Here is a 20,062-nt window from a genome sequence, read left to right on the forward strand (position 1 = left end):
TGATCGTTTTCCCACCCTGCCCATGCCGAGCTATCCGGAGATTCGGCTGGCGCTGCTGCCGCGCTTTCGCCTGGCCCGTCTGGCTGAGAGCTTTGGCCCGACTGCGGTGCATATCGCCACCGAAGGCCCGCTCGGCTGGGCGATGCGGGCGCTATGCCTGCGCCGGGGCTGGCCGTTCACCACCAGCTTCCACACCCGCTTTCCGGAATATCTGCACGCCCGCACCGGCATTCCCCCGCGCATGGCCTGGGCGGTGATGCGCCGCTTCCACAATGCCGGGGCCGGCACTTTTGCCGCAACCCCGAGCCTGCACTCCGAATTGGTGAGCCGGGGCTTCAAGCGCGTGCTGCCCTGGACGCGCGGCGTGGATCTGTCGCTGTTTTCGCCCGGGCCCTCGGATGATTTCGCCGATCTGCCGCGGCCGATCTTTCTCAATGCCGGCCGTGTGGCGGTGGAGAAGAATATCGAGGCCTTTCTCAGCCTCGACCTGCCGGGCACAAAAGTGGTGGTGGGTGATGGGCCGCAGCGGGCCGAATTGGCGCGGCGCTTCCCCAATGTGCATTTCGCCGGCTGGCGCATGGGCGAGGGCCTGGCGGCCGCCTATAAGGCAGCCGATGTCTTCGTCTTTCCCTCGCGCACCGATACATTTGGCCTGGTGCTGCTGGAGGCGATGGCCTGTGGCACGCCGGTGGCGGCCTATCCGGTGATGGGGCCGCTCGATGTGGTGGCCGATAGCCCCGGCGGCGTGCTGGATGAGGATTTGCGCTCCGCCTGCCTCGCAGCGCTGCAATGCCCGCGTGACCTCGCACGCGCCCATGCCGAGCGGTTTTCCTGGCCGGCCTGTGCTGCAAGCTTTCGCCGCCAACTCGCTCTGCTGCCCGAAATCCTGCATCCCCGCCGGGGCGACCGGGTGGCTTGAAGCCGCCGCCCGGTTGCGCGAGCGTTTCACGCTCGCTACCAAGTTGCGGATGCCCCATGGACTGCCATGCTCAAACGCCTGATACGCAAGCCTTTCGTACAGGCGATGGGGGCATGGCTGCTTGGGCTCTACCTTGCCTTCGTCTATGCCACCACGCGCTGGCGGATGATGGGCCATGAGCAATTGCCGGCACTTTTGGCGCAGCACCCCACGCTTATTGCCGGGTTTTGGCATGAACGCCTGCCGCTCATGCCAGCACTCTGGCGCCGGGCGCGGCGGGGCAATCCCGCCCTGGAGCGGGGGCCCTGCCATGTGCTGGTCTCGCGCCATCGCGATGGGAGGTTTATCGGCCAGGTGGTGCGCCGATTCGAGATCGAGATGGTGAATGCCTCGAGTTCACGCGGCGGTGCGATTGGTATGCGGGTGCTGCTGCGGCAATTGCGTGACGGGGCGATGGTGGTGATCACCCCCGATGGCCCGCGCGGGCCGCGGCGGCGGGCAGCACCGGGCATCGCCCAATTGGCCGCGGCTTCGGGCATGCCGGTGCTGCCCACCGCCGCGGCTTCCAGCCATCATATTCGGCTGAAAAGCTGGGACAGGATGATGCTGCCTTTGCCCTTTGGCCGCGGTATTGTGTGCATGGGCCCGCCCATTATGGTGCCGCGCGACGGGGCGGAGGGCGCGCTGCCCGCCATCGAGGCGGCGCTGAGCGAGATTGTCGAGGCCGCTGACCGCGCCATTGGGATAGCACCGCTATGAGCCTTTTGTGGCATTTCGCCACCTCCGCCGCCGCGCCCTTCATCCCCTTCTGGCTGAAGCGTCGGGCCGGCCGTGGCAAGGAGGAATTGGCCCGGCTGGAGGAGCGCTATGGCCGCAACCCCAATCGGCCGCCGGGCACGCTGATCTGGCTGCATGGCGCGAGCGTGGGGGAGGGGCTCTCCCTGCTGCCGCTGATCGAGGCGCTGGCCGAGCGGCTGCCCGAGGCGCATTTCCTGCTCACCACCGGCACGGTCACCTCGGCGCGGCTGACCATGGAGCGCCTGCCCGAGCATCTGCGCGAGAGGGTGCAGCATCGCTATGCACCGATTGACGTGCTGGCCTGGGTGGCGCGGTTTCTGGCCGGGTGGAATCCCACCATCGCGATCTTCGCCGAATCCGAACTCTGGCCGAACCGGCTATTGGCGACCAAGCATGTGCGGGTGCCCATGGCGCTGGTGAATGCGCGCATTTCGTTCAAATCGGCTGAGACCTGGCGGCGCTGGGCGCCGGGGCCGGCGCGGCGGATGCTGCGCGGCTTCAGCCTGATCCAGCCGCAAAGCACCAATGATGAGTCCAGGCTGCGCGGCTTGGGGGCGCTGGGGATGCTGCCCTCGGGCGACCTCAAGGCCTCGGCGCCGCCGTTGCCGCATGACCCGGCGGCGCTTGAGGCGTTGCGGCATGGCGGAAAGACCTTCGTCGCCGCCAGCACCCATCCTGGCGAGGAGGTGGTGATTGCCGCCGCCCATGCCTTGCTGGCGGAGCGCCATCCTGGGCTGCGCACCATCATCATCCCCCGCCATCCGGAGCGCGGGGCGGAGGTGGCGGGGTTGGTTGGCGGCACGCGGCGCTCGCTGGGCGAGGTGCCAGGGCCGCTGCATATTGCCGATACGCTCGGTGAATTGGGCCTGTTCTACCGCCTGGCCGATGTGGCCCTGGTGGGCGGCAGCCTGGTGCCGCATGGCGGCCAGAATCCGATGGAGCCGGCGAGGCTGGGCTGCCCCATCCTGCTCGGCCCGCATACCGGCAATTTCCAGGAGCGGGTGCTTGATCTGCGCGAGGCTCAGGCGGTGCGGGTGGTGGAGCCAGGTGATGCGGCGACGCTGGCGGCGGCTGTGCATGATGTGCTAACCAAGCCCCGCGAGGCCAAGCGGATGGCCGAAGCCGCGCATGATGTTGCCCAGAAGGCGACAGGCACGGCGGATCGGCTGGCCGATGAGATCGTGACATGGTTGCGCCCGGCGGAGTCCTCCCCACAAGGGGGCGAGGTGCGGGCGCCTGAAGCGGAACGGGAACACCAAACGCCTTGATGCGCGCCCCAGGTTTCTGGTCGGGCGGTGGGGGAATTTTCCCGCTGCTGCTCTCCCCCATCGCGGCGGTCTATGCCGGCGCGACGGCGCGGCGCATGGCGGCGCCGGGCTGGAAGGCGCCCATCCCCGTGGTGTGCTGCGGCAATGCCACCGCGGGCGGCGCGGGCAAGACGACCCTCGCCTTGGATATTGGCCGCCGTTTGGCCCGGCGCGGTGTGGGCGCGCAATTCCTGCTGCGCGGCTATGGCGGTGCCATGAAGGGGCCGGTGCGGGTGGTGGAAACCCTGCACAGCGTGCGCGATGTGGGCGATGAGGCGCTGTTGCTGGCGCATGAGCGCCCGACCTGGGTTTCGGCCGATCGCGCGGCGGGGGCGCAGGCGGCGGTGGCGGCCCGGGCGCAGGCCATTGTGATGGATGATGGGCTGCAAAACCCGACGCTGGAGAAAGACCTCTCGCTGCTGACCATTGATGGCGGCTATGGCTTTGGCAATGGCCGGGTGATCCCCTCGGGGCCGCTGCGCGAGCCGGTGGCGGCGGCGGCGGCGCGCTGCCATGCTGCGGTGCTGATCGGGCCTGATGAGACGGGCGCGCTGGCCGCCCTGCCCCCTGGCTTGCGCGTGTTACGGGCAAGGCTGGTGCCGGGGCCTGAGGCGGCGGCGCTGGCCGGGCGGGCGGTGATGGCATTTTGCGGGATCGCCAATCCGCAGAAATTCTTCGCGACCCTGACGGAGGCTGGCGCCATCCTCGCCGGCCGCGCCCCCTTTGCTGACCATTACCCCTTTGATGAGGGCGATATGGAGACGCTGCTGAAGGAGGCGGCGAGCCTGCGGGCCATGCCGGTGACGACGCGCAAGGATTTCGTCCGCATTCCCCAGAAATACCGCGAAGCGGTGAGCGTGGTGACGGTGGCGCTGGAATGGGATGAGAGCAGCCAGATTGAGGAACTGCTAGAACCCCTGGCGCATGGCATGCCGCTGGCGCTGTGAGGCTCGGCCGAAGGGCTCAGCCGGTGCTGAGACTCAGCTTGCTGGCGCTGGGCGGGATATCGTGTGCGGGGTTCTCGTCGAAGAAGCCCTCGGGGTGCAGAGAGAAGCCGCAGGTGATGACCGGCGTGAGCGTGGCGGTGGCGGCGTTGGAGGGGCTCGGCCTCGTGAGTGCATTGCCGCCCGACCAGGCGCGGATGCGCGCGGCGGCCCGGGGATGCGGCGGTGGCGGTGGCAGAGGCGGCACCGCTCTCGCTGCGCGCCGCCAAGGCGGCCTTCTTCGAATTGACGCGGCGCGATGGCCCGGCCCATCTGGCACGGGCCGAGAAGCGCCAGCAGCGCTTTGTGGGGCGCTAGCCAGGTGCTGATGGCGGAGCAGAGTAGCGAAAAGGCTTTGCCCTCTCACCCTCTCCCACCCGGTTCGACATACATGTCGACGATTGTCCTGGACCTTTGAGTATTTAAATCAAAAATCTAACGAAGGTGCAGGAAACTGAGTTTCCTGCTGGGGTGCTCGAGGGGCTAAGCCCCTCGTGCTTGCTTTAGAGCCTGTTCCGTTCGCCTCGGGTCACTGCACAGGCTCTAAGCTTTTGTTTGCCGAGCATCTTTATCCGCTCAAACGATTCCGTTTGAACGGATGATGCTCTAGCGCCCTATTCGTGTCCCAGCGCCGCCCCAGCAGCCCTGGTTTTTTAACCGACGCCGAGCAATTCCACCTCAAAAAGCAGCGTCGCATTGGGCGGAATAACGCCGCCAGCGCCACGCGCGCCATAGCCCAGCTCCGGTGGAATCACGAGGGTGCGGCTGCCGCCCACCTTCATGCCGGCAAAGCCCTGGTCCCAGCCGCCGATCACCTGGCCCACGCCGAGGGTGAATTCGAAGGGCTGACCGCGATCACGCGAGCTGTCGAACTTCCGGCCCTTATTCTCCGGTGCCGCGGGGTCATAGAGCCAGCCGGTGTAATGCACGCTGATCTGCTGCCCGGCAGTCGCCTCAGCGCCGGTGCCGATGGTGGTGTCTGTTGTCATGGTCGCTCTCCCTTGGGGCTGTGATGGCGGCAGTTACAGGTCAGCGGCGCCTGGCGGCAAGCCCGGCGGGTGAGGGGGGGCCTGGCGTATGGGCTTGCCGCCGCCGGCCGATGCTGTAGCAGGGCCGGCCATGGCAAACGCGCATCCGGCTTTTCCCCAGGGCTCGCCCTTGCAGGCGCTGTTCGAGGCGCCGATGCGCCCGGGCGTGGTGGCATGGATCGGCCTGCGCCCGGAGCGCCGAGCGGCCATGCAGATTGTCGATACCGCAGCACTCATCGCGGGCCAGGGCCTGGTGGGCGATCGCTACCGCTCCAGCCGCAATGGCGGGCGGCAGGTGACGCTGGTCTCGGCGGCGCATCTGCAGGCGGTGGCGGATTTTCTGGGCCTGGATGCGCTGGCGCCGGAGCGGCTGCGGCGCAATATCGTGGTGCGGGGGATCAACCTGCTGGCGCTGAAGGGAAGGCCATTTCGCCTCGGCGGAGCGCTGCTGGAATATAGCGGTGAATGCCATCCCTGCTCGCGCATGGAGGAAGAATTTGGCCCCGGCGGCTATAATGCGCTGCGCGGGCATGGCGGCATCAATGCCCGGGTGCTGGAGGGGGGTGCCTTACGGCTGGGCGATAGGCTCACGCCATTATAGTTCAGTTCCAGAGGACCCTGGCCGCCATCGCCACCGCCGTGGCCGCTAGCACCCACAAGGCCACCCGGCGGTAGCGCGCATCGGGGCTGCGGGCATAGAGCGCCGCACCCAGCGCCGAGCCCAGCCAGACCTCCGGCAGCCCCGCCAGCGCCAAGAGCGCGACCTGGCCATCGATGCGCCCGAGCAAAGCCAGCGGCACCAGCCCGGCCAGGGCGGTCAGCATGAAGAGCACGATCATGGCACCCCGCCCCGCCTCGGCGCGCATGGGCGATGCCAGATACATGGCGATCACCGGCGGGCCTGGCATGGCGGCCAGCCCATTGCACAGCCCCGACATCGCGCCAAAGACCAGCACAAGGGGCCCACGCGGCGTGCGGCTGAGGCTGAAGCCACCGCCCAGAATGGCCACTGTCAGCCCCACCAGCACGGCGATGGCCAGGCGCACGGGCGCTGCCGGCAGCATGGTCAGTGCCCAAAGGCCCAAGGGGGTGGTCAACGCCGCCCCCAGGGCGAGCCGGCCGAGCGAGGGTTTATCCGCCACTGCCCAGGCACCACGCAGCCCCTGCAGGCTGACGGCCAATTGCAAGAGCATCACCACCGGCACCACATCGGCCGGCGGATGCAGCAGGCTGAGCAGCGGCATGGCGGCAATGGCGAAGCCAAACCCCGAGAAGCCGCGCAGCAACCCGGCGAAGAACAGCATGGCAAGGCTGAGGGCGATGTCAGCCATCAATTGATGGCCACGAGGCAATGGCATCGGTCGAACAGGACAGCCCCGCGCGGCATGCGCCGGGCTTTTCCATGGATTGTTCGGCTGATGCTGGGGGATTGACCACGCCAACACGCCAGCACAGCTGGCCCTGGCAAGCTAGCCCAGCGGCCGCAAGCGCCCCATGCGCGCGGGGCCCGAGGACGCTTTTGCCAGCACCTGCTGGACCATCATTGATTTTCAATAATATCATCGGGATGAACGGGCCTATCCGCCTGTTGCGGAGGGCTGGCGGAGGATCGGGGCTGAAAGCCCGCACATGCCTCCCCTGCCTTCCTGTAGTTGAAAGGGAGCAAGCAATGAGCGGCCACCAGCACCAGATACCAATTCGCGAGGATTGGCTGGCCACCACCTCCGAGGCGATTCTCGACCCCGGCCAGCGGATCATCGACCCCCATCACCACCTCTGGGAGCGTGCCGGCTGGCGCTATCTGCTCGATGAGATGCTGGCCGATATCCGCTCGGGCCATGATGTTCGGGCCACGGTGCTGGTGCAGTCCAGCCGCTCTTTTTCGCGGGCCGCGGGGCCCGAGGCGATGCGCCCGGTGGGCGAGACGGAATTCGCCGCCGGCGTGGCGGCCATGTGCGACAGCGGGCTTTATGGCGATGTCAGGGTCTGCGCCGGTATCGTCTCCCAGGCCAATCTGATGCTGGGGGCGGCGGTCCGCCCGGTGCTGGAGGCGCATGCGGCAGCGGCGGGCGGGCGCTTTCGCGGCATCCGCCACATCGCCTGCTGGGACCCTGATCCGGGGCTGCTGAACCCGGCCTATGCGCCGCCGGAGCGCATGCTGGAGCGGGAAGATTTCCGCCAGGGCATCGCCGTGCTGGGCGAGATGGGGCTGAGCTTTGATGCCTGGCTGTATTTCCACCAGATTCCGGAACTGACCGCGCTGGCGCGGGCCTTTCCGCAATTGCCCATCGTGCTGAACCATTGCGGCGGCGTGCTGGGCATCGGCCGCTATGCGCAGATGCGCGAGGAAGTCTGGACCCGCTGGCAGGCCGCCATCGCCGAATTGGCCACCTGCCCCAATGTGATGGTCAAGCTGGGCGGGCTTGGCATGCGCCTGCCCGGCTTTGGGCTGGAGGAGGGCGCCACGGCCCCCGATTCCGTCACCCTTGCCGCCGCCTGGCGGCCCTGGATAGAGGAGATCATCACCCGCTTCGGACCCGCGCGGTGCATGTTCGAGAGCAATTTCCCGGTCGATAAGGGCGGCTTCAGCTATGCCGTGGGCTGGAACGCCTTCAAGCGCTTGGCTGCGGGGGCCTCTGCTGAGGAGAAGGACGCGCTGTTCTGGGGCAGTGCGGCACGCTTCTACCGGCTGGGCTGATCACCAGGCGGGGTCGAGCCCGAGGCCTGGCCCCGTGGGCACCGCTATATGGCCGGCCACGGGGTCGAGCGCCTTACCATAGGGCGCGGCCTGCAGATCGGCATAATAGATCTCGATCGGCTGCGCCTCCTCTGCCGCAGCCAGGAAATGCAGGCTGGCCAGCAGGCCGGGGCCGAAATAGGGGCAATGGGGCACCAGTTCCACGCCCGCCAACCGGGCGAGTTCCGCCACCTGGCGCATGGCGGTGAGGCCGCCGATCTTGGTCACGCTGGGCTGGGCCACATCCAGGGCACCAGCGGCAAAGAAGCGGCCGAACTCCTCGGGCGAGCCGATATTCTCGCCGCCCGCAATGGGGCAGCGCGCCGCATTGCGCACGGTGGCGATGCCGGTGAGATCCTCGGGCGGCCAGATCGGCTCCTCCACCCAGGCGATGTTCATTCCCTCCACCGCGCGGCAGAAATCCATCGCCTCCGCCTCGCTGCCCCAGGCGCAATTGATGTCGAGCATAAGGGGCACCTCAGGCGGGGCGGCGGCGCGGGCGGCGCGGATGCAGGCCAGATCCACCTCATGCAGCTTGATCCGGGCATAGCCGCGCGCCACCGCCTCGCGGGTGTTGCGCGCCACATCCTCGGGCACGCCATAGCGCAGCAGGCTGGCATAGGCCTCAACCCGCTCGCGCGCTGCCGAGCCCAGCAGCGCATGCAGCGGCTTGCCCGCGCGCTTGCCTGCCAAATCCCATAGCGCGATGTCGATGGCGGAGATCGCAAAGGTCACCGGGCCGCTGCGGCCGAAATTATGGAAGCGCCGCTGCAGCATCAACGACAATGCGGCGGGCCTTGTCGCGTCCTGGCCGATGGCGGCGGGGGCGATCAGGCGGTCCAGCGCGTCCTTGGTGGTGTCCACGAGGTTGAAGCCAAACCCCTCGCCCCAGCCATGCAGCCCATCCTCGGTTTCGACCCGCACCACCAGCGTGTCCATGCCGCGCAGATGCAAATTGCCGCCCACACCGCTGCTGCCAGCGCCATAGGTGAAGCTGCTGCGCTGAATGCGGCTTTCGATACGCGTGATCTTCATGGCTATCCCCACCCTTCCGACTTGACCGTCTCTGGCTAATACTGGCCCCAAGGCTTCGGGCATGAAACCCAGGCCATGGAGGAATTCTGCCATGTGGCGCATCACATCCCTGGCCTTGCTGGCCGCCCTGCCGGTTCTGCTGGGTAGCATTCCGGCGCGAGCGCAGGAGAATTTCCCAACAAGGCCGGTTCGCTTCATCGTGCCCTTTGCCCCGGGTGGGCCGTCCGACATCGTGGCCCGCATCATGGCGCCGCGCATGCAGGTGACGCTGGGCCAGCCCGTGGTGGTGGAAAACCGCGTGGGCGCCGGCGGGGTGACCGGGGTGGAGGCCGCGGTGCGCGCCCCGGCGGATGGTTATACCATCTCCATCGCCTCGGCCGGCGCGCTGGCCATTTCGCCCCGGCTGCCGCGCGGCACGCCCTATGACCCGCTGCGCGACCTCGCAGCCATCACCCTGGGCGTGCTGGTGCCCGAGCCATTGGTGGTGCATGCCGCCCTGCCCTATCGCAGCATGGCCGAGCTGATCGCCGCCGCCCGGGCGCGGCCGGGGGCGCTGAACTACGCCTCCTCCGGCCCTGGCAGCATGCCGCATCTGGCGGCCGAGCAATTGCAGGCGGCAGCGGGCATTCAGCTCACCCATGTAGCCTATCGTGGCGGCGCGCCGCTGACCATGGCGGTGGTGCAGAATGAGGCACAGCTGGGCTTTGCCGATCTGCCGATTCTGCTGCCGCATATCCGCTCGGGGGTGCTGCGTGCCCTCGCCGTGGGGGCGAGTGCGAGGCTGCCATGGATCCCTGATGTGCCCACCATGGCGGAGCTTGGCATGCCTTCTGTCGATGCCTCGAACTGGCATGGCATAGTGGCCCCTGCCCGGGTGCCGGAGCCTATCCTGGTGCTGCTCCACCGCGCCGCCGCCGGGGCGCTGCGCGACCCTGAGGTGGCGCGGCTGCTCAATGACCAAGGCGCCGTGCCCGGCGGCAATTCGCGTGCCGAGTTTGCTGCCTTTATCGCCTCGGAATTGACCAAATGGGGCGAGGTCATCCGCCGGGGCAATATTCAGGGCGAGTGAGCAGGCCGGCCTGGGCATCAGCCCAAGGCGCAGCCAGCCTGACCTCGCGGTTGGGTTTACGCCGGTTCGGCATTTCTATTGGGCGGGCGCGGGGCAACGCTGAAACCCTACGCCATCTTCCACGTTCACATCCCATAGCAACACGCATGGGACAACTGAACATGGCACTTCGCCGCCAAATCCTCGCTGCCGCCGGCCTGGCCCTGAGCGCGCCCAGCATTCTTCGGGCACAGCCCAGCGCTGCCATTCCGGATGCGATGATGGCCGATGGCCGCTTCGCCAGCTTCATGGAGTTGCTCGAGCGCAGCCCAGCCCTGAATCTGCTGCGCGGTGCGGGACGATTCACCGTCTTCGCGCCCACCGATGCGGGGGTGAACACCATTCCCGCCACGCTGCGGGCTGGATTTACCGGGGTAGCGGGTGGTCCGAGTGCTTCGGCGGGCGATGCCGGGTCGCTGGCCGCGCTCGTGAACCTGCATATCGTCGAAGGGGTGTATCCCCTGTCGAGCTTCACGGCGCCCAGCACGATCCTGCGCAGCCGCAACGGCACCGGGCTGAAGGTCGAGCGCACGCCGCAGGATAGTTTGCGCGTCACCCTGGCCGATGATGTGGGGCCTGGGGTGGGTGGCATAAACCGGCCAAGCCCGGCGACGATTCTGATGCCGGTGGTGATGGCGGCGAATGGTGTCATTCTGCCCATCGATGTGGCCCTGCTCAAATAACCGGGAGGCGGTTGGGGCCGAGGGGTGCTGAATAGAGCCGGTCTCGGCCCAATAGAAAAACCCGCCCGCCGCGGGGCGCGAAGGCCGCCAGGGCGGGGTCGCGCACATCCAGCCCGCCGGTGAAGGCGCCAAAGGCCGGCAGCACCACCCGGCGGGGGTCGGCCAGGAAGCAGGGGCGGGAGATGGCGCCGGCCCGGGTCTCAAGGCTGGCCTTGGGGTGGAAATGGCCGCTCACCTCCACCTCATTGTATCGGGCGAGCGGCGCGCCGCCGATATGGCGGAAGGTGATGGGGCCGAGCGTCAGGCTCTCCATCGCCTGGCCGGGCAGGCTTATGGGCAGCACCGGATCATGATTGCCCAGCACCCAGGTGACATCGAGCGCGCCGAGCAGGCGGAGCAGCATGGCCCTATCCTCGGCTGCCATGCGTTGCTCGGCACTCGCATCGTGGAAACTGTCGCCCAGCAGCACCACCCGGCTGGGCGCGTGCCGCCGCAGGGCCTGCGCCAGGCGGGAGAGCGTCTCGCGCGTGTCATAGGGCGGCAGCATGCGGCCGCGGGCAGCGTGGTGGCTGGCCTTTTCAAGGTGCAAATCCGCCACGGCGAGAAGCCGCTGGGCGGGCCAGAGCAGGACGCCCGAGGGGCAGAGCATCAGGCGCTCGCCGGCAATGTGCAAGGGGGCTGCGATCATCGCCGGGCCGCTTTAGGGGCCGCGCGAATAAACCTGTTCCGGCGCGGGGCCTTAGGCGTCTCTCGCCGCGGCCGAGGGGTGGGGTCCTCGCTCACCACGGCCAGCGATTCGGAAAACATCTCAGCGCCATCGGTCGCGTCATGCACCAGGGCAGCGGCTTCGGCCAGCAGCGCATCCTCGGCGCCACCGGCGACCCATTCGCGCCCCTCCTCGATGAGTGCGGGCACCGCCAGGGGCGAGACGCGGTCGAGCCGGATATGGCGGATATTCTGGCGCACCCGGGCCAGCAGCGTGGCGATGCGGCCGATATCGGTGAGCCCCGCCGCGGCCTCGGCGCGGGTGGCGCGCAGCAGCACATGGTCGGGCTCATGCCGGCGGAGAACATCGTAGATGAGGTCGGCATTGACCGTCATGGCGCGGCCGGATTTTTCCTGGCCCGGGTGATGTTTTTCCAGCAGCCCCGCGATGGTGGCGATGTTGCGAAAGGTGCGGCGGAGCATGGAGCTTTCATTGATCCATTCCTCCAACTCCTCGCCGAGGATATCCTCCTCGAAGAGCGGCTGCACATCCACTGGCTCGAAGGCGCTCCACACCGCCAGCACGTAATCGGTGCCGACATAGCCGAGCGGGCCATAGCCCAGCTTTTCCATTCGCTTGGTGATCAGCATGCCCAGGGTTTGATGCGCCAGCCGCCCCTCGAAGCAATAGGCGACGAGGAAGAATTTTTCCCCGCGCGGGAAGACCTCGACGAGGAGTTCATCGGGGGCGGGCAGCACGCTGCGCAGCGCCTGCATCGCGAGCCATTCACGCACCTCTTCGGGCAAGGCGGGCCAGCGGCTTTGGTCATGCAGGATGGCCCGCACCTCGGCGGCGAGATAGGTGGTGAGCGGCATGCGGCTGCCGGCATAGGTGGGCACGCGGGCCTCGCCATCGCCACCGCGGCCGACCAGGGCGGCATTGGCCTCCATCGCCTCGAAGCGCAGCACCTGGCCGGCGAAGAGGAAATTATCGCCGGCCCGCAGGGTGGAGATGAACCATTCCTCCACCTCGCCCAGATAGGGGCCGCCGCGCATGCGGAGCTTGACCAGCGGCGTCTCGATGATGGTGCCGAGATTCATCCGCAATTGCCGCGCCACCACCGGGCCGCGGATATGCACCAGGCCCTCAGCATCGCGGAAGAGTTTGGCGAAGCGTTCATAGGAGCGGAGCGCATAGCCGCCATCCTCGACAAAGCGCAGCGTGTCATCGAAATCGCGCCGGGTCAGGGCGGCATAGGGGGCGGCCTGGCGGATTTCGGCGAAGAGCGCATCGGGGTGGAAGGGCGCGTGGCAGGCCATGGCCAGGATGTGCTGGGCCAGGACATCGAGGCCACCCGGGCGCGGTGCTTCACCATCCTGCTTGCCGGCGGCCACGGCCTCGATGCTGGCCATGCATTCGATCACCTCGAAACGATTGGCTGGCACCAGCATGGCGCGGGAGGGCTCATCCATGCGGTGATTGGCCCGGCCCACCCTTTGCAGCAGGCGGGAGACGCCCTTGGGCGCGCCCACCTGCACCACCTGGTCCACCGCGCCCCAGTCGATACCCAGATCGAGGCTGGCGGTGGCGACCACGCCGCGCAGTTTGCCGGCGGCCATCGCGGCCTCCACCTTGCGGCGCTGCTCCACCGTGAGGCTGCCATGATGGAGGGCGATGGGCAGGCTCTCCTCATTGAGTTTCCACAGTGCGGCGAAGACCAGTTCGGCCTGGGCGCGGGTATTGACGAAGACGATGGTCACGCCGCTCGCGGCGATGGCGCGGTAGATTTCCGGTGCCGAGGCCAGGCCCATATGGCCGCCCCAGGGCAGGCGGCCTTCGGGGAGTTGAATGGTGATGTCGGGCGCAGCACCGCCGGCCACGGTGATGAGGCGCACATCCTCAGGCTTGGCATGGCGGGAGACATGCGCCCGCAGCGCCTCAGGATGGGCGACCGTGGCGGAAAGCCCGACATGGCGCGCCTGGGGGGCGAGGCTGGTCAGGCGCGAGAGGGCCAGGAAAAGCTGGTCGCCGCGCTTGGTGCCGGCCAAAGCGTGGATTTCATCCAGCACGACGCAGCGCAGCGTGGCGAACATCACATCCGCATCGGCCAGGCTGAGCAGCAGGGTAAGGGATTCGGGGGTGGTGAGCAGGATATTGGGCGGCTTCTCGCGCTGCCGGGCGCGGCGATTGGCCGGGGTGTCGCCGGTGCGGGTTTCGATGCTGATGGGCAGGCCCATCTCCTCGACCGGCGCCATCAGGTTGCGGGCGATATCCACCGCCAGCGCCTTGAGCGGCGAGATATAGATTGTGTGCAGGCCCTCGAAGGGGTTTTCCGCCAATTCGACCAGGGAGGGCAGGAAACCCGCCAAGGTCTTGCCACCGCCGGTGGGGGCAATGAGCAGGGTACAGACGCCCTCGCGCGCGGCGGCCAGCATGGCCAATTGGTGCAAGCGGGGTTGCCATCCGCGCGCGGCGAACCAATTCTGAAAGCGTTCTGGCAATGTTCTCACAACGGGGGTCCATACACCGTGCCGCCTCATCCGCAAACCTGGCTGCGCGTGACCCCGGCTGGGCTATGGTGCGAGCCGGGCGATTTTTACATCGACCCATCGCGCCCGGTGGAGCGCGCCATCATCACCCATGGCCATAGCGACCATGCCCGCCCCGGCCATAGCGCGGTGCTGGCCACGGCCGAGACGCTGGCGGTGATGCGGGTGCGGATGGGCGAAGGGCGAGCTGGCATCACCCAGCAGGCGCTGGGCTTTGGCGAGAGGCTTGAACTGAATGGTGTCATTGTCACGCTACGCCCGGCGGGGCATGTGCTGGGCAGCGCGCAGGTGGTGATGGAGTGGCAGGGCGCACGCGCGGTGGTCAGCGGCGATTATAAACGGCGCTATGACCCCACCTGCCCGGGCTTTGAGCCGGTGCCTTGCGATGTCTTCGTCACCGAGGCCACCTTCGCCCTGCCGGTCTTTACCCATCCGCCGGCTTCTGGCGAGGTGCAGAAGCTGCTCGACAGCGTGGCGTTGTTTCCGGGGCGCACGCATGTCATCGGCGCCTATTCGCTGGGCAAGGCGCAGCGGATGATCGCCATGCTGCGCGCGGCGGGCTGGGAGGCGCCGATCTATCTGCATGGCGCGCTGGCGCCGCTTTGCGCGCTGTATGAGGAATTTGGCGTCTCGCTCGGGCCGCTCTTGCCGGCGACGGTGGCGAATAAATCGGCGTTGGTGGGTGCCATCGTGCTCGGGCCGCCCAGCGCGGTTGCCGATAAATGGGCCAGGCGCCTCGCTGAACCCGTGCTCTGCATGGCCTCGGGCTGGATGCGGCTGCGCCAGCGCGCCAAGCAGGGTGGGGTGGAATTGCCCATGGTGATCTCCGACCATGCCGATTGGCCGGAGCTGCTGGCCACCGCGGAGGATGTTCAGGCGCCGGAGATCTGGATCACCCATGGGCGGGAGGATGCGCTGATCCATGCGCTTGCAGGCCAAGGCATTCTGGGCCGGGCCTTGCATCTTGTCGGCCGCGAGGAGGAGGGGGAATGAGCATTCCCGCCTTCGCCACCCTGTTGGAGCGGCTGCTCTTCTCTCCTGGGCGTAACGCCAAGCTGGCGCTGTTGCGGCAATGGTTCGAGACGCAGCCTGACCCTGATCGCGGCCTGGGTCTGGCCGCCATCGCCGGAGAATTGTCTTTTCGCACCGCCAAGCCCGGCCTGTTTCGTGAATTGATCGCGACCCGCACCGACCCGGCACTCTTCGCCATGAGTTATGATTACGTGGGCGATCTGGCCGAGACCATCGCGCTGCTCTGGCCCGATGATGCGCGGGCCAATGCGCCCCCGCCTGGCCTGGCCGAGGTGGTGGAGACGCTGGAGATGGCGGCGGGGGCTGAGGTGCCGGCCATCATCGCCCGCTGGCTGGATGGGCTGGATGCCGGGGCGCGGCTGGCGCTGATCAAGCTGGTCACCGGCGGATTGCGGGTTGGTGCCTCCGCCCGGCTGGCCAAGACGGCGCTGGCGGAATGGTCGGGCCAGCCGGTCAATGAGATTGAGGAACTGTGGCATGGGGTGCCGCCGCCATACATCGCGCTGTTTGACTGGCTGGAGGGGCGGGGGACGCGGCCTGATCCGGCGGGGGCGCCGATTTTTCGCCCGCTCATGCTCGCCCATCCGCTGGAGGAGGCGGATCTGATCTCGCTCGCCCCGGGGGATTGGACGGCGGAGTGGAAATGGGATGGCATTCGCGTGCAGCTCACCGCCGTGCCCGGGGGGCGGCGGCTCTGGTCGCGCGGGGCTGAGGATATTTCCGCGAGCTTCCCCGAGATTATCCAGGCGATGGATTTTCACGCGGTGGCGGATGGCGAATTGCTGGTGGTGCGCGACGGGGTTGTAGCGCCGTTTTCGGATTTACAGCAGCGGCTCAATCGCAAATCGCCGAGTGCGAAAATGCTGGCCGATTACCCGGTGGCGGTGCGGCTTTATGACCTGCTCTTCGAGGGCGGCGAGGATCTCCGCCCCCTGCCCTTCGACGCCCGCAGGGCGCGGCTGGAGGCATGGCATGCGCGCGCCCAGCCGGCGCGGATGGATCTCTCGGCGCTGATCGATTTCGAGGATTTCGCAGGCTTGGAGGCGCTGCGGGCCGGCGCGCGGGCAGCCAGCATGGAGGGGCTGATGCTCAAACGGCGCGACAGCGCCTATGAGCCAGGCCGCATGCGCGGCAAATGGTGGAAATGGAAGCGCGGCACCCAGAATGTCGACGCCGTGCTGATGTATGCCCAGCGCGGCCATGGCAAGCGTTCGAGCTTTTATTCCGACTATACGTTTGGCCTGTGGCGCGAGGCTGAGGGCGGCGAGATGGAGTTGGTGCCGGTGGGCAAGGCCTATTCCGGCTTTACCGATCAGGACCTGCTCTTCCTCGACAAATGGGTGCGCGAGCACACCACTAACCGCTTCGGGCCGGTGCGTGAGGTGGAGCCTGGCCTGGTGCTGGAGGTGGAGTTCGATGCGGCGCAGCGCTCGCCCCGGCACAAATCGGGTGTGGCCATGCGCTTTCCGCGCATTGCCCGCATCCGCCGCGACAAGCCAGCGGTGGAGGCGGATAGGCTGGAGACATTGCTTGCGATGATCCCTGGCGGTTGAATACCCGCCTCACGGAGGAAACAAGCATGGCCATCACCCCCAATCACACGCTGGACAAGCTGCGCGCGGGAAAAACCGCGATCGGTTTTGGCATTCATCACCTGCGCGGCCCGGTGGCGGGCGCCCTGGCCGCAGCCTCTGGCTTTGACTGGATTTTCATTGATATGGAACATGGCGCGATGAGCGTGGACCAGGCCAGCGCCATGTGTGTGGCGGCCCAGGGCCAAGGTGTGACCCCCATCGTGCGCTGCTGCCGCGACGCGCTGTTTGAGGGCACGCGCTGCCTGGATAATGGCGCCATGGGCGTGGTGGTGCCCCATATCGACACCGCCGAGGATGCGGCCGAGATGGTGCGCGCCTTTCGCTTTCCGCCGCAGGGCATGCGCAGCTGGGGTGGGCCGCCCATCCAATACGGCTATCGCGCGCCCGATACCGCCACGGCGCAGGCCGAGACCAATGCGCATATCCTGCTCTGCGGCATGATCGAAACGCCCGAGGCGGTGGCCAATGTCGAGGCCATCGCCGCGACCGAGGGGCTCGACAGCCTGATGATCGGCACTTCGGACCTGACCGCCACCATGGGCATTGCCGGGCAGATCGGCCACCCCGATGTGCAGGCGGCCTATGCCCGGGTGGCGGCGGCCTGTGCGGCGCATGGCAAGGTTTTGGGCATGGGCGGGGTTTATGACGAGGTCTGGGCGCCGAAATACGCGGCTTTGGGGGCGCGGTTCATCCTGGGCGGGTCGGACCATTCTTTCCTGATGGCCGGGGCCTCGGCACGGGCGCGGTTTTTGGCCGGGCTGTGAGGGTGGTTTGGCAGGATTGCGAATGATTCGCAAGTTAGTTGCGAATGTCTCGCAACTGCACTATGGGGGGAGCATCACTTCGGATTCTCCCATGCAGCGCCGCCATCTTCTTGCCCTTCCTGCCCTTCTCGCCGCTCCGGCCATCGCGCAGGAGCGCGTGGTCAATATCTACTCCGCCCGCCATTACGACACTGACCGTGAGCTATGGGACGCCTTCACCCGGCAAAGCGGCATTCGGGTGCGGGTGATTGAGGCGAATGTGGACCAGTTGCTCGAGCGCATCCGGGCAGAGGGGGCGAATTCACCGGCCGATATTCTGATCACCGTTGATATCGGCCGGCTGGCGCGGGCCAAGGATGGCGGTGTTTTCCAGCCCACCCGCAATGCGACGCTGGAGGCGCGGATTCCCGCCCATTTGCGCGACCCGCAGGGGCATTGGTTCGGTTTTACCAGCCGCGCTAGGGTGGTGATGTATGACAAGGCCCGCGGTCTGCCGGCGCAGCTGACCCGTTATGAGGATCTGGCACGGGCGGAGTTTGCCAATGGCCTGCTCGTGCGCAGCTCAGGCTATATCTACAATATCGGCTGGACGGCGAGCATGCTGGCGGCCGATGGGCTTGCGGCGACTGAGGCCTGGGCCCGTGGCATTGCCCAGAACCTGGCCCGCCCGCCCTCGGGCGGCGATCGTGACCAGATTCGGGCCATGATCGCCGGCCAGGGGCGCTTGGCCATCGCCAATACCTATTATCTGGGGCTGCTGCATATCTCCCCACGCGCCGAGGAGCGTGAACTGGCCGAGCGGGTGGGGGTGCTTTTCCCCAATCAGGGCGACCGCGGCACGCATATGAATGTTTCTGGTGCGGGGATTATTCGCAATGCGCCCAATCGGGCGGCGGCCGAGGCCTTCTTGGAATATATGGCCAGCCCCGCCGCCCAGGCGCTCTTCGCGGGCAGCAATATGGAATATCCGGTGGTGGCCGATGCGCAGATTCATCCCTTCCTGCGCGGCTTGGGCAGCTTTCGCCAAGACCCGATCAGCGCCAGCGACCTGGCCGCCAATATGCCCGAGGCGCTGCGCCTGATGCAGCGGGCGGGCTGGCGCTGAAGCACGGCGCGGATTGAACAAGTCGGGGCTTCGTGGTTAAGCCGCAGCGCAACACGGAGCGCTCCATGAATCTCGACGCCATCCCCATCGGCAAGAACCCACCCGACGATCTGAACGTCATCATCGAGGTGGGTATCGGCGGCGAACCCATCAAATACGAGATGAACAAGGAAGCGGGGACGCTCTTCGTTGACCGCTTTCTGCACACGCCGATGCGCTATCCCGGCAATTACGGCTTCGTGCCGCATACGCTGAGCGATGATGGCGACCCCATCGACGTGCTGGTGGCCAATACCCGCCCCATCGCGCCCGGTGCGGTAATCAATGTTCGCCCAGTGGGCGTGCTGTTGATGGAAGATGATGGCGGGCATGATGAGAAGATTATCGCCGTGCCCAGCCCCAAGCTCACCAAGCGCTATGTCGATGTGCATGAGGTGACGCATCTGCCGCAGATCACCCTCGACCAGATTCGGCATTTCTTTGAGCACTACAAGGATCTGGAGCCCGGCAAATGGGTGAAGGTGATCGGCTGGGGCAATGCTGCCCGGGCGCGCGAATTGATTCTCGAGGCGATAGAGCGGGCGAAGGCGAGCAAGGGCTGAGGCCCATTCGCCCCGGCCGCCATCACATGCCGGGGCGCTTCAGGCCGCCCGTCCCTCTACCCTGTTGATCACGCCGATCAGCCATTCAATCCGCTCGCCCAGGCTATCGCCACCGATGGGATTGGGCACGGCGCGCACCAGATAGGCGGTGGCATCAAGTGGCGGCTCGGCGAGCGTGGCCGAGCGGGCCAGTCGGGGCAGCATGGCATTGGCCAGCAGCACCAGCTTGCGGCCCTTGGGCACGATGGCCCGCTTCGTCACCGGATCAAAACCCTCCGCGCGGACCATGCGGCCGATCTCGGCGTAAATCCGCCCGGCAGCGCGGATCGAAGAGCGGCAATCGGATGGCAGGGCGGCAATCCCTGCCTCGGAACGGGCATATAGCATATCGGCATTGGCCAGCATGCGATGGGTGATCTCGCGCAGCGCCGGGGTATAGCTGGGGTTGCGCTGCCAGGCCTCAGGGTCAATTCCGGCCTCGCGCATCCAGTCCAAGGGCAAATAGATGCGGCCATTTCGGGCATCCTCACCAATATCGCGGGCGATATTGGTGAGTTGCATGGCGACGCCAAGGTCACAGGCGCGGGCGAGGCGCGGGCCGTCGCGCACGCCCATCAACAGCGCCATCATCGCCCCCACAGTGCCGGCCACGCGGGCGCAATAGGCATGCAGCGCATCGAGCGTGTCATAACGCCGCTCCTCCGCATCCCATTCAAAACCCTCGATCAGCGCGCCGGGCAATTCCTTGGGCATCTCATATTCAGCGACGACAGCGGCGAAGGCGCGGTCCGCCGGGTGGTTGATCGGCTTGTTGACATAGATGGCATCGAGCCGCTCGCGCAGGCGGCGCACACTGGCCTTGGGGTCGGCCTCAGTGTCCACGGCGTCATCCGCCACGCGGCAAAAGGCGTAGAGCGCGGTGGCCGGCGCGCGCACCCGCCGGGGGAGGATGCGCGCCGCGGTGGCAAAGCTCTTGGAGCCCACGACCAGGGCGGCGCGGCAGGCGGCCAGATCCTCGGGGCGCATCGGGTCGGCCTCAAATGGCGCCAATTGCGGCAGGGTGGACGTCATTGCTTCCCCGGATAGATTGTTTCGGGAGCAGATTGGAGCG

General features: G+C 67.2%; 21 protein-coding genes. 14 read left to right on the forward strand and 7 right to left on the reverse strand.

Annotation, left to right across the window (positions count from 1 at the left end):
• From ABWP84_RS06050 to lpxK, 4 genes are all read left to right on the forward strand, one after another.
• Positions 1-919 (forward strand): glycosyltransferase family 1 protein (locus ABWP84_RS06050; RefSeq protein WP_353211108.1); only part of this gene is annotated, 919 nt, incomplete at its 5' end.
• A gap of 66 nt (positions 920-985) precedes the next feature.
• A complete protein-coding gene (locus tag ABWP84_RS06055; protein ID WP_353211109.1) occupies positions 986-1,678 on the forward strand; it encodes a lysophospholipid acyltransferase family protein in 693 nt (230 codons plus the stop codon).
• Complete coding sequence (locus tag ABWP84_RS06060; RefSeq protein WP_353211110.1) at positions 1,675-2,985, forward strand: 3-deoxy-D-manno-octulosonic acid transferase; 1,311 nt, start codon at positions 1,675-1,677, stop codon at positions 2,983-2,985. Before ABWP84_RS06055 ends, ABWP84_RS06060 begins: the two co-directional genes overlap by 4 nt.
• Positions 2,985-3,971: a tetraacyldisaccharide 4'-kinase gene (gene lpxK, locus ABWP84_RS06065; RefSeq protein WP_353211162.1), complete on the forward strand. Its 987-nt coding sequence runs from the start codon at positions 2,985-2,987 to the stop codon at positions 3,969-3,971. The genes ABWP84_RS06060 and lpxK overlap by 1 nt, the downstream gene beginning before the upstream one ends.
• A 16-nt stretch (positions 3,972-3,987) precedes the next feature.
• On the opposite strand, the gene ABWP84_RS06070 is transcribed toward lpxK, so the two are convergent.
• On the reverse strand, positions 3,988-4,215 hold the full coding sequence (locus ABWP84_RS06070) for a hypothetical protein (protein ID WP_353211111.1): 228 nt from the start codon (positions 4,213-4,215) through the stop codon (positions 3,988-3,990).
• Between ABWP84_RS06070 and ABWP84_RS06075 the strand changes: the two genes are divergently transcribed.
• Positions 4,194-4,325 (forward strand): hypothetical protein, encoded by a 132-nt coding sequence (locus ABWP84_RS06075; protein ID WP_353211112.1) that lies wholly within the window; start codon positions 4,194-4,196, stop codon positions 4,323-4,325. The two genes, ABWP84_RS06070 and ABWP84_RS06075, sit on opposite strands and share 22 nt — an antisense overlap.
• A gap of 335 nt (positions 4,326-4,660) precedes the next feature.
• On the opposite strand, the gene ABWP84_RS06080 is transcribed toward ABWP84_RS06075, so the two are convergent.
• On the reverse strand, positions 4,661-4,996 hold the full coding sequence (locus tag ABWP84_RS06080; protein ID WP_353211113.1) for an FKBP-type peptidyl-prolyl cis-trans isomerase: 336 nt from the start codon (positions 4,994-4,996) through the stop codon (positions 4,661-4,663).
• Between the two features lie 130 nt (positions 4,997-5,126).
• Here ABWP84_RS06080 and ABWP84_RS06085 point away from each other — a divergent pair, with 130 nt between their 5' ends.
• The gene (locus ABWP84_RS06085) at positions 5,127-5,636 is read left to right on the forward strand and encodes an MOSC domain-containing protein (RefSeq protein ID WP_353211114.1); all 510 of its coding nucleotides are present in this window, start codon (positions 5,127-5,129) and stop codon (positions 5,634-5,636) included.
• A 1-nt stretch (position 5,637) separates the two neighbouring features.
• Here ABWP84_RS06085 and ABWP84_RS06090 read toward each other — a convergent pair whose 3' ends face one another.
• Positions 5,638-6,366 (reverse strand): sulfite exporter TauE/SafE family protein, encoded by a 729-nt coding sequence (locus tag ABWP84_RS06090; RefSeq protein ID WP_353211115.1) that lies wholly within the window; start codon positions 6,364-6,366, stop codon positions 5,638-5,640.
• A 338-nt stretch (positions 6,367-6,704) separates the two neighbouring features.
• On the opposite strand from ABWP84_RS06090, the gene ABWP84_RS06095 reads away from it, so the two are divergent.
• Positions 6,705-7,733, forward strand: coding sequence for an amidohydrolase family protein (locus ABWP84_RS06095; RefSeq protein WP_353211116.1), 1,029 nt, complete (start codon positions 6,705-6,707; stop codon positions 7,731-7,733).
• Here the strand turns inward: ABWP84_RS06095 and ABWP84_RS06100 are convergent, their stop codons facing one another.
• Entirely contained in the window at positions 7,734-8,807 is a 1,074-nt protein-coding gene (locus ABWP84_RS06100; RefSeq protein ID WP_353211117.1) for a mandelate racemase/muconate lactonizing enzyme family protein, read from the reverse strand. It lies immediately after the preceding gene.
• A 91-nt stretch (positions 8,808-8,898) separates the two neighbouring features.
• On the opposite strand from ABWP84_RS06100, the gene ABWP84_RS06105 reads away from it, so the two are divergent.
• Positions 8,899-9,876, forward strand: coding sequence for a tripartite tricarboxylate transporter substrate binding protein (locus ABWP84_RS06105; protein WP_353211118.1), 978 nt, complete (start codon positions 8,899-8,901; stop codon positions 9,874-9,876).
• A 161-nt stretch (positions 9,877-10,037) separates the two neighbouring features.
• Complete coding sequence (locus ABWP84_RS06110; protein WP_353211119.1) at positions 10,038-10,598, forward strand: fasciclin domain-containing protein; 561 nt, start codon at positions 10,038-10,040, stop codon at positions 10,596-10,598.
• Here the strand turns inward: ABWP84_RS06110 and pdeM are convergent.
• Complete coding sequence (pdeM, locus tag ABWP84_RS06115; protein ID WP_353211120.1) at positions 10,591-11,286, reverse strand: ligase-associated DNA damage response endonuclease PdeM; 696 nt, start codon at positions 11,284-11,286, stop codon at positions 10,591-10,593. The genes ABWP84_RS06110 and pdeM overlap by 8 nt on opposite strands.
• Positions 11,283-13,844 (reverse strand): ligase-associated DNA damage response DEXH box helicase, encoded by a 2,562-nt coding sequence (locus ABWP84_RS06120; RefSeq protein WP_353211121.1) that lies wholly within the window; start codon positions 13,842-13,844, stop codon positions 11,283-11,285. The genes pdeM and ABWP84_RS06120 overlap by 4 nt, the downstream gene beginning before the upstream one ends.
• On the opposite strand from ABWP84_RS06120, the gene ABWP84_RS06125 reads away from it, so the two are divergent.
• The 5 genes from ABWP84_RS06125 to ppa all read left to right on the forward strand — a co-directional run bounded on the left by ABWP84_RS06125 (position 13,833) and on the right by ppa (position 18,951).
• Complete coding sequence (locus ABWP84_RS06125) at positions 13,833-14,846, forward strand: ligase-associated DNA damage response exonuclease (protein WP_353211122.1); 1,014 nt, start codon at positions 13,833-13,835, stop codon at positions 14,844-14,846. The genes ABWP84_RS06120 and ABWP84_RS06125 overlap by 12 nt on opposite strands.
• Positions 14,843-16,438, forward strand: coding sequence for a cisplatin damage response ATP-dependent DNA ligase (locus ABWP84_RS06130; RefSeq protein ID WP_353211123.1), 1,596 nt, complete (start codon positions 14,843-14,845; stop codon positions 16,436-16,438). The genes ABWP84_RS06125 and ABWP84_RS06130 overlap by 4 nt, the downstream gene beginning before the upstream one ends.
• 26 nt (positions 16,439-16,464) lie before the next feature.
• Positions 16,465-17,244 (forward strand): aldolase/citrate lyase family protein, encoded by a 780-nt coding sequence (locus ABWP84_RS06135; protein WP_353211124.1) that lies wholly within the window; start codon positions 16,465-16,467, stop codon positions 17,242-17,244.
• A 91-nt stretch (positions 17,245-17,335) separates the two neighbouring features.
• Positions 17,336-18,349 carry a Fe(3+) ABC transporter substrate-binding protein gene (locus ABWP84_RS06140; protein ID WP_353211125.1) on the forward strand — a complete coding sequence of 338 codons (1,014 nt, stop codon included), beginning with the start codon at positions 17,336-17,338 and terminating at the stop codon, positions 18,347-18,349.
• 65 nt (positions 18,350-18,414) lie between these two features.
• Positions 18,415-18,951 (forward strand): inorganic diphosphatase, encoded by a 537-nt coding sequence (gene ppa, locus ABWP84_RS06145; protein WP_353211126.1) that lies wholly within the window; start codon positions 18,415-18,417, stop codon positions 18,949-18,951.
• Positions 18,952-18,990: 39 nt separating this feature from the next.
• Here the strand turns inward: ppa and ABWP84_RS06150 are convergent, their stop codons facing one another.
• Positions 18,991-20,022 (reverse strand): phytoene/squalene synthase family protein, encoded by a 1,032-nt coding sequence (locus ABWP84_RS06150; protein WP_353211127.1) that lies wholly within the window; start codon positions 20,020-20,022, stop codon positions 18,991-18,993.
• Positions 20,023-20,062 lie beyond the last annotated feature (40 nt).

Origin of the sequence: Rhodovarius sp., from assembly GCF_040399605.1 — a bacterium.
Lineage (GTDB): Bacteria > Pseudomonadota > Alphaproteobacteria > Acetobacterales > Acetobacteraceae > Rhodovarius > Rhodovarius crocodyli_A.

Excerpts from the sequence above, each read along its gene's own strand:
- ABWP84_RS06055 (WP_353211109.1), top strand. The coding sequence starts at position 986 with ATGCTCAAACGCCTGATACGCAAGCCTTTCGTACAGGCGATGGGGGCA.
- ABWP84_RS06060 (WP_353211110.1), top strand. The coding sequence starts at position 1,675 with ATGAGCCTTTTGTGGCATTTCGCCACCTCCGCCGCCGCGCCCTTCATC.
- lpxK (WP_353211162.1), top strand. The coding sequence starts at position 2,985 with ATGCGCGCCCCAGGTTTCTGGTCGGGCGGTGGGGGAATTTTCCCGCTG.
- ABWP84_RS06080 (WP_353211113.1), bottom strand. The coding sequence starts at position 4,996 with ATGACAACAGACACCACCATCGGCACCGGCGCTGAGGCGACTGCCGGG.
- ABWP84_RS06085 (WP_353211114.1), top strand. The coding sequence starts at position 5,127 with ATGGCAAACGCGCATCCGGCTTTTCCCCAGGGCTCGCCCTTGCAGGCG.
- ABWP84_RS06090 (WP_353211115.1), bottom strand. The coding sequence starts at position 6,366 with ATGGCTGACATCGCCCTCAGCCTTGCCATGCTGTTCTTCGCCGGGTTG.
- ABWP84_RS06095 (WP_353211116.1), top strand. The coding sequence starts at position 6,705 with ATGAGCGGCCACCAGCACCAGATACCAATTCGCGAGGATTGGCTGGCC.
- ABWP84_RS06100 (WP_353211117.1), bottom strand. The coding sequence starts at position 8,807 with ATGAAGATCACGCGTATCGAAAGCCGCATTCAGCGCAGCAGCTTCACC.
- ABWP84_RS06105 (WP_353211118.1), top strand. The coding sequence starts at position 8,899 with ATGTGGCGCATCACATCCCTGGCCTTGCTGGCCGCCCTGCCGGTTCTG.
- ABWP84_RS06110 (WP_353211119.1), top strand. The coding sequence starts at position 10,038 with ATGGCACTTCGCCGCCAAATCCTCGCTGCCGCCGGCCTGGCCCTGAGC.
- pdeM (WP_353211120.1), bottom strand. The coding sequence starts at position 11,286 with ATGATCGCAGCCCCCTTGCACATTGCCGGCGAGCGCCTGATGCTCTGC.
- ABWP84_RS06120 (WP_353211121.1), bottom strand. The coding sequence starts at position 13,844 with ATGAGGCGGCACGGTGTATGGACCCCCGTTGTGAGAACATTGCCAGAA.
- ABWP84_RS06130 (WP_353211123.1), top strand. The coding sequence starts at position 14,843 with ATGAGCATTCCCGCCTTCGCCACCCTGTTGGAGCGGCTGCTCTTCTCT.
- ABWP84_RS06135 (WP_353211124.1), top strand. The coding sequence starts at position 16,465 with ATGGCCATCACCCCCAATCACACGCTGGACAAGCTGCGCGCGGGAAAA.
- ABWP84_RS06140 (WP_353211125.1), top strand. The coding sequence starts at position 17,336 with ATGCAGCGCCGCCATCTTCTTGCCCTTCCTGCCCTTCTCGCCGCTCCG.
- ppa (WP_353211126.1), top strand. The coding sequence starts at position 18,415 with ATGAATCTCGACGCCATCCCCATCGGCAAGAACCCACCCGACGATCTG.
- ABWP84_RS06150 (WP_353211127.1), bottom strand. The coding sequence starts at position 20,022 with ATGACGTCCACCCTGCCGCAATTGGCGCCATTTGAGGCCGACCCGATG.